At 69.2% G+C, this 15,296-nt stretch carries 14 protein-coding genes and 1 pseudogene; 5 read left to right on the plus strand and 10 right to left on the minus strand.

Going from position 1 to position 15,296, the window contains the following annotated elements:
* Positions 1-87: 87 nt before the first annotated feature.
* Positions 88-1,284 (plus strand): MFS transporter, encoded by a 1,197-nt coding sequence (locus tag KIH27_RS10165; RefSeq protein WP_214092826.1) that lies wholly within the window; start codon positions 88-90, stop codon positions 1,282-1,284.
* A 25-nt stretch (positions 1,285-1,309) separates the two neighbouring features.
* On the opposite strand, the gene KIH27_RS10170 is transcribed toward KIH27_RS10165, so the two are convergent.
* From KIH27_RS10170 to serA, 3 genes are read right to left on the minus strand one after another with little or no spacing between them, the layout of a single operon-like run.
* A complete protein-coding gene (locus KIH27_RS10170) occupies positions 1,310-2,173 on the minus strand; it encodes a 3-hydroxyacyl-CoA dehydrogenase (protein WP_214092827.1) in 864 nt (287 codons plus the stop codon).
* A gap of 10 nt (positions 2,174-2,183) precedes the next feature.
* Positions 2,184-3,194, minus strand: coding sequence for a 3-isopropylmalate dehydrogenase (locus tag KIH27_RS10175; RefSeq protein WP_214092828.1), 1,011 nt, complete (start codon positions 3,192-3,194; stop codon positions 2,184-2,186).
* Positions 3,191-4,777, minus strand: coding sequence for a phosphoglycerate dehydrogenase (gene serA, locus KIH27_RS10180; RefSeq protein ID WP_214092829.1), 1,587 nt, complete (start codon positions 4,775-4,777; stop codon positions 3,191-3,193). The genes KIH27_RS10175 and serA overlap by 4 nt, the downstream gene beginning before the upstream one ends.
* 167 nt (positions 4,778-4,944) lie before the next feature.
* Between serA and KIH27_RS10185 the strand changes: the two genes are divergently transcribed.
* Positions 4,945-5,418: a DUF4262 domain-containing protein gene (locus KIH27_RS10185; protein ID WP_214092830.1), complete on the plus strand. Its 474-nt coding sequence runs from the start codon at positions 4,945-4,947 to the stop codon at positions 5,416-5,418.
* A 1-nt stretch (position 5,419) separates the two neighbouring features.
* Positions 5,420-6,853 (plus strand): phytoene desaturase family protein, encoded by a 1,434-nt coding sequence (locus KIH27_RS10190; protein ID WP_214092831.1) that lies wholly within the window; start codon positions 5,420-5,422, stop codon positions 6,851-6,853.
* Between the two features lie 78 nt (positions 6,854-6,931).
* Here the strand turns inward: KIH27_RS10190 and ilvC are convergent.
* The 6 genes and pseudogenes from ilvC to KIH27_RS10220 form a co-directional block, all read right to left on the minus strand.
* Positions 6,932-7,969 (minus strand): annotated as a pseudogene (ilvC, locus tag KIH27_RS10195) (ketol-acid reductoisomerase); the annotation flags it as partial.
* Positions 7,970-7,985: 16 nt separating this feature from the next.
* Positions 7,986-8,507, minus strand: a complete 522-nt coding sequence (gene ilvN, locus KIH27_RS10200; protein ID WP_214092833.1) for an acetolactate synthase small subunit — start codon at positions 8,505-8,507, stop codon at positions 7,986-7,988.
* Positions 8,507-10,384, minus strand: a complete 1,878-nt coding sequence (locus KIH27_RS10205) for an acetolactate synthase large subunit (protein ID WP_214092834.1) — start codon at positions 10,382-10,384, stop codon at positions 8,507-8,509. The genes ilvN and KIH27_RS10205 overlap by 1 nt, the downstream gene beginning before the upstream one ends.
* Before the next feature lie 210 nt (positions 10,385-10,594).
* Complete coding sequence (locus KIH27_RS10210; protein ID WP_214092835.1) at positions 10,595-11,449, minus strand: metal-dependent hydrolase; 855 nt, start codon at positions 11,447-11,449, stop codon at positions 10,595-10,597.
* Positions 11,439-12,083: a TetR/AcrR family transcriptional regulator gene (locus KIH27_RS10215; RefSeq protein WP_214092836.1), complete on the minus strand. Its 645-nt coding sequence runs from the start codon at positions 12,081-12,083 to the stop codon at positions 11,439-11,441. Before KIH27_RS10215 ends, KIH27_RS10210 begins: the two co-directional genes overlap by 11 nt.
* Positions 12,084-12,148: 65 nt before the next feature.
* A complete protein-coding gene (locus KIH27_RS10220; RefSeq protein ID WP_214092837.1) occupies positions 12,149-12,688 on the minus strand; it encodes an MTB12 C-terminal domain-containing protein in 540 nt (179 codons plus the stop codon).
* A 142-nt stretch (positions 12,689-12,830) separates the two neighbouring features.
* On the opposite strand from KIH27_RS10220, the gene KIH27_RS10225 reads away from it, so the two are divergent.
* Positions 12,831-13,169 (plus strand): PH domain-containing protein, encoded by a 339-nt coding sequence (locus KIH27_RS10225; RefSeq protein WP_214092875.1) that lies wholly within the window; start codon positions 12,831-12,833, stop codon positions 13,167-13,169.
* Here the strand turns inward: KIH27_RS10225 and KIH27_RS10230 are convergent.
* Positions 13,166-13,975, minus strand: a complete 810-nt coding sequence (locus KIH27_RS10230) for a DoxX family protein (RefSeq protein WP_372451343.1) — start codon at positions 13,973-13,975, stop codon at positions 13,166-13,168. The two genes, KIH27_RS10225 and KIH27_RS10230, sit on opposite strands and share 4 nt — an antisense overlap.
* Before the next feature lie 149 nt (positions 13,976-14,124).
* On the opposite strand from KIH27_RS10230, the gene KIH27_RS10235 reads away from it, so the two are divergent.
* A complete protein-coding gene (locus tag KIH27_RS10235) occupies positions 14,125-15,246 on the plus strand; it encodes a PQQ-dependent sugar dehydrogenase (protein WP_214092839.1) in 1,122 nt (373 codons plus the stop codon).
* Positions 15,247-15,296 lie beyond the last annotated feature (50 nt).

Raw genomic sequence — 15,296 nt, forward strand, 5'->3', positions numbered from 1 at the left:
CGCCCGTTTCCCCCGCGATCGTGCACGTTTCACCGGCATCGGCCCAGGTGGGGTCGGTGAACTCTGCACGCGCGGATAAGGTACGACATGACCACTGATGCGACCGAGATCGTCAGCGCCGCACGACGCTGGTCGATCCTGGCGCTGGCACTGGTGGCGACCATGTGCGCCAACGTGTTCATCAACGGCGTCGCATTCCTGATCCCCGTCCTGCACTCCGACCGCGGCCTGAATCTGGCTCGGGCGGGCCTGCTTTCAGCACTGCCGAGCTTCGGCATGGTCGTCACGCTGATCGCCTGGGGCTACCTGGTGGACCGGTTCGGCGAACGGCTGGTGCTGGTGGCCGGCTCGGCACTGACCGCCGGCGCGGCTTTCGGTGCGGCCCTGACGGATTCACTCATCACCACCGGGGCGTTCCTGTTCCTCGGCGGGATGGCGGCCGCGAGCAGCAACACCGCCAGCGGCCGGCTGGTGGTGGGGTGGTTCCCGGCGCAGCAGCGTGGACTGGCGATGGGCATCCGCCAGACCGCGCAACCGCTGGGAGTCGGGTTGGGCGCGTTGGTGATTCCCCGGCTGGCCGAGCACCACGGGATCGGCGCCGCACTGCTGTTCCCGACGGCGGTGTGTGCGTCCGCCGCGCTGGCCTGCGCCGTGGGAGTGATCGATCCGCCCCGACCGCCGCGCGCCGAGGCGCCAGCCGAGCATCTTGCCAACCCCTACCGCGGGTCGGCGCTACTCTGGCGGATCCACGCGATGTCGGCGCTGCTGGTGGTGCCGCAGGTCATGGTGTGGACGTTCATGCTGGTGTGGTTGATCGCCGATCGGGGGTGGTCGGCGAGTGCTGCCGGCGTCCTGGTCACGGTGAGTCAGCTGCTGGGCGCCGCGGGCCGGATCGGGGCGGGCCGCTGGTCGGATCACGTCGGTTCGCGGTTGCGGCCGATCCGGACCATCGCGGCGGCCGCGGCGGTGTCGATGCTGGCACTGGCGGTCACCGACTGGCGCGGCTGGTCGGTCAGCGTCGCGGTCATGGTCGTGGCGTCGGTGATCACGGTGTCCGACAACGGGTTGGCGTTCACCGCGATCGCCGAGATCGCCGGCCCGTTCTGGAGCGGCCGCGCACTGGGCACCCAGAACACCAGTCAGCTGTTAGCCGCCGGGATCGGTCCGCCGCTGTTCGGGGCGCTGATCGGGGTGGCCGGCTACCCGGTGGCGTTCGCGCTGTGCGCACTGTTCCCGCTGACGGCCCTGCCGGTGGTACCCGCCGACACTACCGACATCCGCTGAACGTTCGAATCCGTTCTCGCCCAGCCTAATCGGCGGGGTATTTGTAGAACCCCTCGCCGGTCGCCACACCGAGCTTGCCCTTGTCGATGTAATTCTCCTTGAGGTACGCGGCGAATCGTTGCGCATCCGCGTTGCCGGCCCGACTGATGTTGTAGGCCGTCGTCAATCCCACGACGTCGTAGATCTGGAACGGCCCCAGCGGTGACCCGGTGGCGATCTTCCAGGTCTTGTCGACCATCTCCGGGTCGGCGTAGCCGTCGGCGACCAGCATTCCCGCGGCGTTCAGGAACGGCACCAGCAGGGAATTGAGCAGGTAGCCTGCCTTCTCCTTCTTCAACGGGATCGGCACCATGCCGATCGCCGACGCGAAGTCGACGACGGTGTCATAGACGGCGGGATCCGTCGCAGCGGTACCCATGATCTCGGCGGTGTTGTGCGCCCACACCCGGTTGGCGAAGTGCAGCGCCAGGAACTTCTCCGGGCGGCCGGTGAAATCAGCCAGGTCGCTGGGCAGCAGCGTCGAGGAATTGGTGGCGAAGATCGCTGCGGCCGGTGCCGCTTCGGAAAGCGCGGAATAGGTGTCGCGTTTGATCTGCAGATCCTCGGGCACCGCCTCGATCACCAGATCGGCGTGCTTGACCGCCTCGACAAGATCGCAGCTGAGCGACAGCCGGCCCAGCGCCGCCTCCGCTTCGCCGTCGGCGGCCCCGGATACCTCACTGCGGTACGTCTCGGCCAGGGCGTCGAACCGCTGCCGCGCCTGCTGCAGGGCGTCGTCACTGATGTCGTAGCTGACCACATCGAAACCGCGGTAGGCGGTCTGGAACGCGATCTGCGAACCCAGCACGCCGGTTCCCAAAACGGTGACGTTGCGAATCCGGTGACCCATGACAGCCTCCCTACAGCAGATTCAGGATCCGATCCCCCACCGCGCCGGTGGACAGCTTGGCCTCACCGCGGGTCGCCAGGTGCCCGGCGACGGCGTTGTCCACCTTGGCGGCCGCAGCGTCCTCACCGATGTGGTTGAGCAGCAACGCAACCGACATGATCGCCGCCGTCGGGTCGGCGATCCCCTGCCCGGCGATGTCCGGTGCGCTGCCGTGCACCGGCTCGAACATCGACGGGTTGGCGCCGGTGGCGTCGATGTTGCCCGACGCGGCCAGCCCGATCCCGCCGCAGACCGCGGCGGCCAGGTCGGTGACGATGTCGCCGAACAGGTTGTCGGTGACGATCACGTCGAACCGGCCCGGGTCGGTCACCAGGTAGATGGTGGCGGCGTCGACGTGGCAGTACGCGGTCTCGACGTCCGGGTAGTCTTTGCCGATCTCGGCGACGGTGCGGGTCCACAGGGAACCGGCGAACGCCAGCACGTTGTTCTTGTGCACCAGGGTCAGGTGCTTACGCCGGGTGCGAGCCTTTTCAAACGCATATCGCACCACCCGGGCCACCCCGAACGCGGTGTTGACGCTGACCTCGGTGGCCACCTCGTGCGGCGTACCGACCCGCAGCGCACCGCCGTTGCCGGTGTAGGGCCCCTCGGTGCCCTCGCGGACCACCAGGAAGTCGATCTCCGGGTTGCCGGCGAGTGGGCTGGACACACCCGGGTACAGCCGGCCCGGCCGCAGGTTGACGTGGTGGTCGAGGGCGAATCGCGTCGTCAGCAGCAGCCCGCGCTCCAGCACACCGGACGGCACCGACGGGTCGCCGATCGCGCCGAGCAGGATCGCGTCGTGGCCGCGCAGCTCGTCGAGGACGCCGTCGGGCAGCACCTCGCCGGTGGCGTGGTAGCGCCGCGCACCCAGGTCGTATTCGGTCTTCTCGACGCCCGGCAGCACCGCGTCGAGCACCTTGACGGCCTCGCCGATGACCTCCGGGCCGATCCCGTCGCCGGGAATGACTGCGAGTTTCACGACAGGTCCACCTCTTCGAGCTTGTTCGCGCCGACGGCGTCGATGATCGCCGCACGCACCTCGGCGGGCACGTCACGGTCCAGCCGCAGCAGGATCGTCGCACCGGGGCCCTCGGCGTCCTCGGAGAGCTGCGCGGCGTGGATGTTGATGCCGTTGGCGCCCAGCAGGGTGCCGATCTTGCCGAGCGCACCGGGCTGGTCGGAGTAGTTGATGATCAGGTTCACGCCTTCGGCGCGCAGGTCGAAGTGCCGGCCGTTGATCTCGACGACCTTCTCCACCTGCTGCGGTCCGGACAGGGTGCCGGCCACCGTGACCGCCGTCCCGTCCGCGCCGACGGCCTTGAGCTCGACGACGCTGCGGTGGTTGGGGCTCTCGGTGGCGGTACCGATCTCGGCGGCCACGCCGCGCTCGGCGGCCAGCGCCGGGGCGTTGACGAACGTCACCTGGTCCTCGATGAACCCGGAGAACAGCCCGCGCAGCGCCGAAAGCCGCAGCACGCCAACGTCTTCGGAGGCCAGCTCACCGCGCACCTGCACGCTCAGCGACACCGGCAGCTCATCGGCGAGCGCACCGGCGAGCACCCCGAGCTTGCGGGCCAGGTCCAGCCAGGGGGCGACCTCCTCGCTGACCGCTCCCCCGCCGACGTTGACCGCGTCGGGCACGAACTCGCCGGCCAGCGCCAGCTTCACGCTGGCGGCGACGTCGGTGCCGGCCCGATCCTGCGCCTCGGCGGTGGAGGCGCCCAGGTGCGGGGTGACCACGACCTGCGGCAGGTCGAACAGCGGCGAGTCGGTGCACGGCTCGGTGGCGAAGACGTCCAGGCCGGCGCCGCGGATGTGCCCGCTGGTGATCGCGTCGGCAAGCGCGGCCTCGTCGATCAGCCCGCCGCGGGCGGCGTTGACGATGATCGCGCCCTTCTTGGTCTTGGCCAGCGCTTCCTTGCCGATCAGCCCGGCGGTCTCCGGGGTCTTCGGCAGGTGCACCGAGATAAAGTCGGCGCGGGCCAGCAAGTCGTCGAGGGGCAGCAACTCGATGCCGAGCTGGGCGGCGCGGGCAGCCGACACGTACGGGTCATAGGCGACGATGTGGGCGCCGAACGCCGCCAGCCGGGCGGCGACCAACTGGCCGATGCGGCCCAGGCCGACCACGCCGACGGTGTGGTCGAAGATCTCGGTGCCGGAGAAGGACGAGCGCTTCCACTCGTGGTTGTGCAGGGTGGCGTCGGCGGCCGGGATCTGCCGGGCGGCGGCCAGCATCAGCGCGATCGCGTGCTCGGCGGCGCTGTGGATGTTGGAGGTCGGGGCGTTGACGACCAGCACGCCGCGGGCGGTGGCGGCGTCGACGTCGACGTTGTCCAGGCCGACCCCGGCGCGGGCGACGATCTTCAGCTTGGTGCCCGCGGCCAGCACCTCGGCGTCGACGGTGGTGGCCGAGCGCACCAGCAGCGCGTCGGCATCGGGCACCGCGGCCAGCAGCGCGGCGCGGTCCGGGCCGTCCACCCAGCGGACCTCGACCTGATCGCCGAGTGCGGCGACGGTCGATTGGGCGAGTTTGTCGGCGATCAACACAACAGGCAAAGTCACCCGAACAGCCTAGTGGGCGACCACGAGCGCGGCGGAGCCGGGCGCAGGGGGTCGGCCACCGACAGCACAGTAGGACGGGTTGCGCACCGCTGAGCCGGGCGGCGAGCCCCACTTGTCGGTACCCGGGTGGACCCTGACGTCAAGTACCACGACGAGAGGGGAAACCCATGTGCTGGAAGTGCGATCACCCGGAGGCCACGATCGAGGAATGGATCGATGAGATCCGAGCGAAGAAGGACAGACTCGGCTGGGCGATCCAGTACGTCGAGGACGATCGCCGCCCGTTCGCCTACACGATCGGTCTGCATGAGCACGGCCTGCCGGAGTTGCTGGTCACCGGACTGACCCCGGAGGACACGGTACGGGTGCTCAATGGAGCGGCCCAGTACCTGGTCGACGGTGGCCGACCCGTCCCGGGTCACACCATGTCGATCGGCGACGGTCCACTGATGGAAATCGTCCAAGTGGAGCACCCGGCCGCTCACCTGAACATGGCGGTGGCGCTCTACGGTCCCGGCATCAAGGCGTTGCAACTGGTCTGGCACGACGATCACGACCACAGCCCGTGGTGCCCTGACTTCTGCAACGGCGATGCTCGGCAACCGGTGCTCGGGGTCCGGTTCGGCTCTTTATCCTCATGAGGTGGACGTCACCGTCGTCGGTAGTGGACCCAACGGCCTGGCCGCAGCCGTCGTCTGCGCCCGCGCGGGCCTCTCGGTGCAGGTTCTCGAAGCCCAGCCCACCTTCGGCGGCGGTGCCCGCACCGCGGCCGACCCGGAGTTCACCGGGGTCAGCCACGACATCTGCTCGGCAGTGCATCCGCTGGCACTGGCGTCACCGTTCTTCGCCGAGTTCGATCTGCGGGCTCGCGGTGTCGAACTGGTGGTGCCGGAGGTCTCCTACGGCAACCCGCTGGACGGCCTGCCGGCCGCGATCGCCTACCGGGACCTGAACCGCACCTGCGCGGAGTTGCAGCACGGCGCCGGGTGGCGCCGGTTGCTCGGCCCGCTGGTCGAGCACTCCGAGGCGGTGGTCGGGTTCCTGCTCGGCGACAAACGCTCGGTGCCGTCCGGCGTCGGCACCGTCGCCCGACTCGGTCTGCGGATGGCCGGGCAGGGAACGCCGGCCTGGGATGCGGGCCTGGCCGGCGCCGATGCGCGCGCGCTGTACACCGGCGTTGCCGCGCATACGATTTCGCGACTCCCATCGTTGACGTCGGCGGGTGCGGGGATGCTGCTGGCCACCCTCGGACACACGGTGGGCTGGCCGGTCCCGGTCGGCGGCAGCCAGGCGATCACCGACGCACTCATCGTGGATCTGCGCGCCCACGGCGGGCAGTTGACCGCGGGCACCGAGGTGACCACACCCCCGACGGGCACCGTGGTTTTCGACACCGCCCCCACCGCGTTGCTGTCGATCTACGGCGCCGCGCTACCGCCGCGGTACGCAAAAGCGCTGCGGCGCTACCGATTCGGTTCAGCAGCGGCCAAGGTCGACTTCGTGCTCTCCGACGAGATCCCGTGGGCCGATCCACGGTTGGCGGCCGCACCCACGCTGCACCTCGGCGGTGACCGCGCCCAGATGGCGCACGCCGAAGCCGAGGTCGCCGCCGGCCGGCACGCGGCGCAGCCGATGGTGCTGGCGGCGCAGTCGCATCTGACCGATCCGTCGCGCATCGACGCCGCGGGGCGGCGCCCGCTGTGGGCATACGCCCACGTGCCGGCCGGCTCAACCGTGGACCAGACCGCGGCGGTGACCGCCGCCGTCGAACGGTTCGCCCCGGGGTTCCGGGACATCGTGGTGGCCACCCGTTCCGTCCCGGCCGCCGGGCTGGCCGAGCACAACGCCAATTACGTCGGCGGCGACATCGGCGTCGGTGGCAACAACGCCTGGCGGGCGCTGGTCGGTCCGACCCCGCGCTGGGACCCGTGGTCGACCCCGCTGCCCGGGGTGTATGTGTGCTCGGCGGCTACTCCCCCCGGCGCCGGTGTGCACGGGATGGCCGGCTACTACGCCGCCCGCAGCCTGCTCAGACGCGAGTTCGGGATCCGCGAGCTGCCCAGCCTGGCCCCCTAAACCACCGCGAACGTGCACAACTGTCCGGTATTCCCCCAGGTGGGGGCGGACAATTGTGCACGCTCGCGAGGGAGGTAACTAGGCGGTCTCGGTGATCGGCCGGTCGACCCAGCTCATCAGGTCGCGCAGCTTCTTGCCGGTGACCTCGATCGGGTGCTCGGCGTTGGCCTTGCGCAGCCCCTCGAGCTCCTTGTTGCCGCCCTCGACGTTGGCGACCAGCCGCTTGACGAAGGTGCCGTCCTGGATGTCGGTGAGAATGTCGCGCATCCGCTGCTTGGTGCCGGCGTCGATGACGCGCGGGCCGGACAGGTAGCCGCCGAACTCCGCGGTGTCGCTCACCGAGTAGTTCATCCGCGCGATGCCGCCCTCGTACATCAGGTCGACGATCAGCTTCAGCTCGTGCAGCACCTCGAAGTAGGCCATCTCCGGGGCGTAGCCGGCCTCGACCATGACCTCGAAACCGGTCTTGACCAGTTCCTCGGTGCCGCCGCAGAGCACGGCCTGCTCGCCGAAGAGGTCGGTCTCGGTCTCCTCTTTGAAGGTGGTCTTGATGACGCCGGCCCGAGTGCCGCCGATCGCCTTGGCGTAGGACAGCGCCAGCGCCTCACCGGCACCGGTCGGGTCCTGGGCGACGGCGATCAGCGCGGGCACACCCTTGCCGTCCACGAACTGCCGGCGCACCAGGTGGCCGGGACCCTTCGGCGCGACCATCGCGACGGTGATGTCGGCGGCCGGCTTGATCAGGCCGAAGTGGATGTTCAGGCCGTGGCCGAAGAACAGCGCGTCACCGGCCTTGAGGTTCGGCTCGATGTCGTTGGTGAAGATCGAGGCCTGCGCGGTGTCCGGCGCCAGCACCATGATGACGTCGGCCCACTTGGCGACCTCGGCCGGCGTGTCGACCTCCAGACCCTGCTCGGCGACCTTCGCACGGGACTTGGAGCCCTCCTGCAGACCCACCTTCACCTGCACACCGGAGTCGCGCAGGCTCAGCGAGTGCGCGTGCCCCTGGCTGCCGTAGCCGATGACCCCGACCTTGCGGCCCTGGATGATCGACAGGTCGGCGTCGTCGTCGTAGAACATCTCAACTGCCATGCGTGTTGCTTCCTTCTGTTTTCTCGTGAACTCAAAGAGGTTATTTGGCGGTGCCGATGCCGCGCGGACCGCGAGACAACGACACTAGTCCGGACTGGACGATCTCCCGCACCCCGTAGGGTTCGAGCACCCGCAGCAGGGCGTCGAGCTTGCCGGCCGTTCCGGTGGCCTCGATCGTCAGCGATTCCGGCGACACGTCGATCACCTTGGCGCGGAACAGATTCACCGCCTCGACGATCTGACCGCGGGTTCCGGCGTCGGCCCGGACCTTGATCAGCGCCAGTTCCCGGGAGACCGAGTTCTCGTCGTCCTGCTCGACGATCTTGATGACGTTGATCAGCTTGTTGAGCTGCTTGGTGATCTGCTCCAGCGGGGTGTCCTCCACCGAGACGACGATCGTCATCCGGGACATGTTCTTGACCTCGGTGGCGCCGACGGCCAGCGACTCGATGTTGAAGCCGCGCCGGGAGAACAGCGACGCCACCCGCGCCAGCACGCCGGGGGTGTCTTCGACCAGCACCGACAGCGTGTGGGTGGTCGGGGCCGAGTTGTGTGCGGACATCAGGCGTGCCCCTCGTTGTCGTCGTCGTCGAACAGCGGCCGGATTCCGCGCGCCGCCTGGATCTCGTCGTTGCTGGTGCCGGCGGCCACCATCGGCCACACCTGCGCGTCCGCGCCGACGACGAACTCCACCACCACCGGCCGGTCGTTGATCGCCCGCGCCTGGTTGATCACGTCTTCGACGTCTTCCTCACGCTCGCAACGGAATGCGGCGCAGCCCAGCGCCTCGGACAGCATCACGAAGTCCGGGATGCGGCGCGAGTGGGTGGCCAGGTCAGTCTGCGAGTAGCGCTCGCCGTAGAACAGCGTCTGCCACTGGCGCACCATGCCCAGGTTGCCGTTGTTGATCAGCGCGACCTTGATCGGGATGCCCTCGATGGCGCAGGTGGCCAGTTCCTGATTGGTCATCTGGAAGCAGCCGTCGCCGTCGACCGCCCACACCTCGGCGTCCGGGCAGCCCATCTTGGCGCCCATCGCCGCCGGCACGGCGAAGCCCATCGTGCCCAGCCCACCGGAGTTCAGCCAGGTGCGCGGCTTCTCGTATTTGACGAACTGCGCGGCCCACATCTGGTGCTGGCCCACGCCGGCGACGTAGATCGCGTCCGGCCCGGCGATGCGGCCGAGCGCCTCGATCACGAACTCCGGGCCGAGGCTGCCGTCGCTCTGCGGGCCGTAGCTCAGGGGGTAGGTGGTGCGGATCTCGTCGAGCCCGGCCCACCAGTCCGTCAGGTCCAGCGACACGTCGTCGTGGCGCAGTGCCGCGATCAGCTCGGTGATGACGGCTTTGACGTCGCCGACGATCGGCACGTCGGCGTGCCGGTTCTTGCCGATCTCGGCCGGGTCGATGTCGGCGTGGATGACCTTGGCGTCCGGCGCGAACGAGTCCAGCTGGCCGGTGACCCGGTCATCGAAGCGGGCGCCGAGCGTGATCAGCAGATCCGAGCGCTGCAGGCCGGCCACTGCCGCGACCGCGCCGTGCATGCCGGGCATGCCCAGGTGCTGCCGGTGGCTGTCCGGGAACGCGCCGCGGGCCATCAGCGTGGTGACCACCGGGATGCCGGTCAGCTCGGCCAGCTCCAGCAGTTCCTCGGTCGCGTCGCCGCGGATCACGCCGCCGCCGACGTAGAGCACCGGCTGGCGGGACGCGGCGATCAGCTTGGCGGCCTCCCGGATCTGCCGGTTGTGCGGCCGGGTGGTGGGCTTGTAGCCGGGCAGGTCCAGCCGCGGCGGCCAGGCGAACGTGCACTGGCCCTGCAGCACGTCCTTAGGGATGTCGACGAGGACGGCTCCGGGCCGCCCGCTTGCGGCGATGTGGAACGCCTCGGCGATCACCCGGGGGATGTCGTCGCCGCGGCGAACCAGGAAGTTGTGCTTGGTGATCGGCATGGTGATGCCGGAGATGTCGGCTTCCTGGAAGGCGTCGGTGCCGATCAGCGACCGGCCAACCTGCCCGGTGATGGCGACGACGGGAATCGAGTCCATCTGCGCGTCGGCCAGCGGGGTGACCAGGTTCGTGGCGCCGGGACCGGAGGTGGCCATGCACACCCCGACCCGACCGGTGGCGTGCGCGTAACCGCTGGCGGCGTGGCCGGCGCCCTGCTCGTGGCGGACCAGCACGTGGCGCAGTTTCTGCGAGTCGTAGAGCGGGTCGTAGACCGGCAGCACCGCACCCCCGGGGATGCCGAAGATCACGTCGACGTCGAGTTCCTCCAGCGAGCGGATCACCGACTGGGCGCCGGTCATCTGCTGCGGCGCGACGCGCTTGGCCGGCGTCTTGGTCGGGTCAGCGGTCGGGTCGGCGGCCGACTCCCCATTGGCCGGTGTCCGCTCCTGGGTTGCGGCGGCTCGCTCCGGGGGCCGCGCGGTGGGTGCGCTCACGTTGCTTCCTTCATGTCTTCGTGCCTGCGGTATCGGTGACAACAAAAAACCCCCGCCAGCTCAGCTGCTGTACGAGGGTTGCGCGTTGATGCTTGAAGCTAGCCAGCAACCAACGCGCTGACCGGTACTACAAGCATTCCGCGGTTCATCATGATGCTCGACAGTAGCTTCCGCACAGGTCAGCCGTCAAATCCGGACCGGTGCGGCAGGTCACTGCAAATGGTCGACCAGCGATCCGTGCTCACCGAACAGTTCCGCGGTCCAGCGAGTGAGCAGCGCAGTGTTGTCGACGTCGTCGGGATGGAACCCGACCCGGGTGTAGTCACCGACCCGGCGGAAGACCGCCCGGGTCAGAAACGGCGAGTGCCGCAGCGCCGCCAGGCTGCGGAACAGCCGGACCGGGTGATAGGTGGCGCGATCGCCGAGCAGCGAGATGATCGAGTAGATCGCGACGCTCAGCGGAAAACTGAACCGGATGAATCGCATCACCCGAATGCGCCGAGCCTCACTGCCCCCGACGGCGCGGTACACGTCGAACGCCACCGACCGGTGCTCCGATTCCTCGATCGCGTGCCACAGCAGCATCGACCGGACCTCGGTCGTCCCGAGCAGCGCTTGCGCACGCTCATCGGACAGCAGGGTTTCGGCGAAGACCGCGGTGAAATGCTCGTCGGCTGCGGTCATCGCCAGGCAGGTCAGCGGCGACAGCCGCCGTTCGACGAACTTCAACTGCCGGCGGACCATCCGATCCACCCGAGCGGTGGGATAACCCATCTGAGCAAGCCGTTCGTTGAGCGAGCGGTGTTCTCGGCCGTGGGTGATCTCCTGGCCGACGAACCCCTTGACCCGTTCCTTGAGTTCGGGGTCGGTGATCTGGTCGGCGTAGTGGCGCACCGACCGGACGAAGAACTCCTCGCCCTCCGGGAAGACGGCCGACAGATGGGCGATCACGTGACTCATCACCAGATCGCCCTGTACGAAGTGCCGGTCCAGCGAGGCCACCGGGTAGTTGAACCGGATCCGGCGGGCGTGCACCGCCGGGTGCCCGGTGTGATCAGCGGTCATGGTGCTCCTCGGGATGGTCGGGCGGGTCGATCAGCGGACGGATCAGCGCCTTGAAGGCGGCCAGGATGTCGGCGGTGGCCAGCGGCTCGTAGCCGTCGATCGACCGGGTCATCGCCAGGCCGTTCATCAGCGCGAAGACCATTTGTGGGCCGAGCCGGGAACCGGCCGGGGCGGCGGGGCTCTCCGGGGCGAGCATCTCGGTGTAGACCCGGTTGCAGGCCTCGTTGAACTGCCGGTCGGTCTCGATGACCGCGGCCGCCAACTCACGGTCGGTGCGAGCGGCCGCCCACAGTTCCTGGCACGCGGTGAACGTCGGTCCGGCGAACATCGACCAGAGCAGGTCGAACGCCTCGTCGAGCTTGTCGGCAGCCGGGTTCAGTCCGGCCATCAGCACCTCGAACTCTTCGACGCGACGGCCCAGCGAGTACTCGACGGCCGCCGTCAGCAGTTCGATCTTCGTCGGGAAGTGGCCTTGCAGGGCGCCGACCGACACCCCGGCGCGGCGCGCCACCTCGGTGGTGGTGGTGGCTTTGAAGCCGACCTCGACCAGTGCGGCGAGCGTGGCGTCCAGCAGTGCCCGACGAGTCTCGGCGGTCCGCTCGGCCTGGGTGCGGCGCGGCTTCGTGGGCGGCATCGCCCCATCCTGCGCCACTAAAAATAAGTCCGCAATATTTATTTTTTCGGTATCGCCGGGCGGCGCTAAAAGCAGTAGTAGCGCTTCCAGACCGGGAATCCGGGGTGGTGACACTCCGCGAGCTTCTCCATGGTGTCGGCTTCCGAGTCGACGTTCGGATTGTGGGTGATCAGCCAGTCACCGCCCCGGTCGACGAGCACGATCGGCCAACGTCGGGGATAGGGACTCTTTGGTCCGGTGACGGCAACCGTCGCGCCGGCCAGGTTGTCAGGCGCCGGTTCGATGTCGGTCACGGTGAACGTGAAGGGCAGTTTCCCGTCGGCGCCGAGTTGCCCCAGTTCGTCGTCGAGTTGCTGCCCCTCATCGGGGGTGAACCCGTTCTCAACGACGTCGGCCTTGTCCTGGTAGGGGATGCTCGGGTCGATCAGCTTGGTCAGTGCTGCCTCCACCCGGTCGGCAGTGGGAACCGGACCGGTGCAGGCCGGTTGCCCGGGGTCTCCGCAGTCCGCCCGGGCCGGCGCCGTCGCCCCGACCGGGACGATCAGTCCGATCAGCACCACCAGCACCGCTGCGGCACCGGATCGCACAGCCCCATCGTCGGCCACAGGCCGCAGCATAGGCGACCGGACCTGCGGTGGAGTGCCGTTACGACCAGCCGGGTGGCATCATGCGTGGGTGCCAGCCGACTCAACCCAGCCCCCGGAACCCACCGCACCGGCCAAGCCACTGGTGCTGCGAATCTCGCCGATGGCCCACTTCGCGGTCGGCTTCCTTGCCCTGGGGCTGCTGATCCCGGTGCTCGCCTGGCCGCTGACCGCACCGCTGCTGGTGATTCCGGCGCTGCTGGCCGCGTTGATCGTCCGACTGCGCACCGTCGCCGATGCCGAGACCGTCACGGCGCGGTCCCTGCTGGGGGCCCGCACGGTGCCGTGGACGGAGATCTCCGGCCTGGGGTTCACCGGCGGTTCCTGGGCGCGCGCCCACCTCACCGGCGGTGAGCAACTGCGGTTGCCGGCGGTCACGTTCGCGACGCTGCCGCTGCTCACCGAGGCCAGCGCGGGACGGGTGCCGAATCCCTATCGCTAGCTCAGCGGGTTCGCCCCGTTGAGGAACACCCACATCGCCACCCCACCGGCGATCCCGAGCACCAGTGCCGCGAAGGATCCGATGAACGGCCGCCGGGCCCAGCCGCGGTCCCCGTCCAGCCCGTAGCGGCCCGGGCCGACCAGCACGATCGCGACTGCGATCACGATCAGCATGATGTGGTACTCGTGCCCGTCCGGCAGGAAGAACGCGAACCGGCCGTGGTCGTGGGAGACACCGGCGAGCACCCCGTTGATCAGGTAGGCCAGCGCGCCCGCCGCCGCCAGCGGTGTGAACAGTCCGAGTACCAGCAGCAGGCCGGCGGCGATCTGCCCGCCGGCGGCCGTGTAGGTCAGGATGTCGGCGTGCTGATAGCCGGCGTCGGCGATCGAGCTCTTGAAACCGGACAGGCCCTGCCCGCCCCACCAGCCGAACAGCTTGCGCAGCCCGTGCGCGATCAGCAGCACACCCAGCCCCGCCCGCAGAATGAGCAGGCCCAGATCCTGGGTGCCGCGCCGGTCCACCGGCTGGAACGGGTCGTCGCCCGAGTCGGTCCGAGCGTTCGTCGACGTGCGGGCCGCGGCGGACTGCGGCTCGCTGTAGGGCAGCGGGTGGTAGTCGCCACCCAGGGACGGTGAGACGGTCGGTTCGTAGGGCGGAATGGCCGTGGTCTCGAAATCACCGCTGTACGTCGGTGAGGGCATGTCGTCCTCCGGATCTACCAGGCGCGCTGACTCCGGCTTCTGTCCGCCCGCCGAGGCCGCACCACGTGGTCGACCCCAGCGTGAGTGCTCACCTTCACTGGTCACGATGCTCAGGGTAAGGGCAAGCCCGGTTGGATTGGGGATTTGAAGGCCTTCGTTAGCGAATCGATTCCGGACCGGTTCGGGCCGTGGCGACACCGCTTTCCGGCAACCGTCGTGGCACCCCCGACCGCGGTGTCCGTAATCTGACGGGCATGCGGATGCGCGGGGCGGTTCACCGGATGCCTGCTGTGCTGTGCTCGGCGCTGCTGGTGCTCACCGGGTGCGCGCACTTCAACGATGCGCAGTCGGAGCCGTTCACCACCGTGCCGCGCCGCGGGATGGCGCCGCCCTCGACGACCACCCCACCACCGCCGTTGCCGCCCAATCCCTTCCCGAAGATCTGTCCGGCCCCGGGGGTCATGCAGGGCTGCCTGGAGAGCACCAGCGGCTTGATCATGCACGCGGACAGCAAGTCCGCGCTGGTCGCCGAGCGGACCACCGGCGCGGTCAAAGAGGTGTCGCTGAACGCCGAGCCGAAGGTCAAGACCGTCATCGGCGTCGACCCGTCCGGCGACGGCGGGCTGATGGACATCGCGCTGTCGCCCACCTACGCCCAGGACCGGCTGATGTACGCCTACATCAGCACCCCCACCGACAACCGGGTCGTCCGGATCGCCGACGGCGACGTCCCCAAGGACATCCTGACCGGAATCCCCAAGGGGGCCACCGGGAACACCGGCGCGCTGATCTTCACCAGCCGCACCACGCTGGTGGTGCTCACCGGTGACGCCGGCGATCCGGGCGCCGCCAACGACCCGGGTTCACGCGCCGGGAAGGTGCTGCGCATCGAACAGCCGACCACCGTCGGCCAGGCGCCGCCCACCACCGCGCTGAGCGGGATGGGTGCCGGCGGCGGGCTGTGCATCGACCACGTCGACGGCTCGCTGTACGTCACCGACCGCACCCCCAGCGGCGACCGCCTGCAGCGCATCACCAAGGACTCCCAGGTGTCCACGGTGTGGACCTGGCCGGACAAGCCGGGCGTGGCCGGTTGCGCCGCCCTGGACGGCATCGTGCTGGTCAACCTGGTCAACACCAAGCAGACGGTGGCGGTGCGACTGGCATCGGGCACCGGTTCGGTCACCAGCGAGCCCGAGGTCATGCGCCAGGACACCCACGGGCATGTGTGGGCGGTGAAGATGTCCCCGGACGGCAACGTCTGGGGTGCCACCGTGAACAAGACCGCCGGCGACGCCGAGAAGCTCGACGACGTGGTCTTCCCACTGTTCCCGTCCGGCGGCGGCTTCCCGCGCGCCAACGACGACAAGGACTAGCGGCGGGACTAGGCGGGTCTGGCCGCACCGGCCAGAGCTGCGCACGCCCC

This window comes from Mycolicibacter acidiphilus (genome assembly GCF_018455725.1).
Lineage (GTDB): Bacteria > Actinomycetota > Actinomycetes > Mycobacteriales > Mycobacteriaceae > Mycobacterium > Mycobacterium acidiphilum.

Excerpts from the sequence above, each read along its gene's own strand:
- KIH27_RS10165 (WP_214092826.1), top strand. The coding sequence starts at position 88 with ATGACCACTGATGCGACCGAGATCGTCAGCGCCGCACGACGCTGGTCG.
- KIH27_RS10170 (WP_214092827.1), bottom strand. The coding sequence starts at position 2,173 with ATGGGTCACCGGATTCGCAACGTCACCGTTTTGGGAACCGGCGTGCTG.
- KIH27_RS10185 (WP_214092830.1), top strand. The coding sequence starts at position 4,945 with ATGTGCTGGAAGTGCGATCACCCGGAGGCCACGATCGAGGAATGGATC.
- ilvN (WP_214092833.1), bottom strand. The coding sequence starts at position 8,507 with ATGTCCGCACACAACTCGGCCCCGACCACCCACACGCTGTCGGTGCTG.
- KIH27_RS10210 (WP_214092835.1), bottom strand. The coding sequence starts at position 11,449 with ATGACCGCTGATCACACCGGGCACCCGGCGGTGCACGCCCGCCGGATC.
- KIH27_RS10215 (WP_214092836.1), bottom strand. The coding sequence starts at position 12,083 with ATGCCGCCCACGAAGCCGCGCCGCACCCAGGCCGAGCGGACCGCCGAG.
- KIH27_RS10225 (WP_214092875.1), top strand. The coding sequence starts at position 12,831 with ATGGCCCACTTCGCGGTCGGCTTCCTTGCCCTGGGGCTGCTGATCCCG.
- KIH27_RS10235 (WP_214092839.1), top strand. The coding sequence starts at position 14,125 with ATGCGGATGCGCGGGGCGGTTCACCGGATGCCTGCTGTGCTGTGCTCG.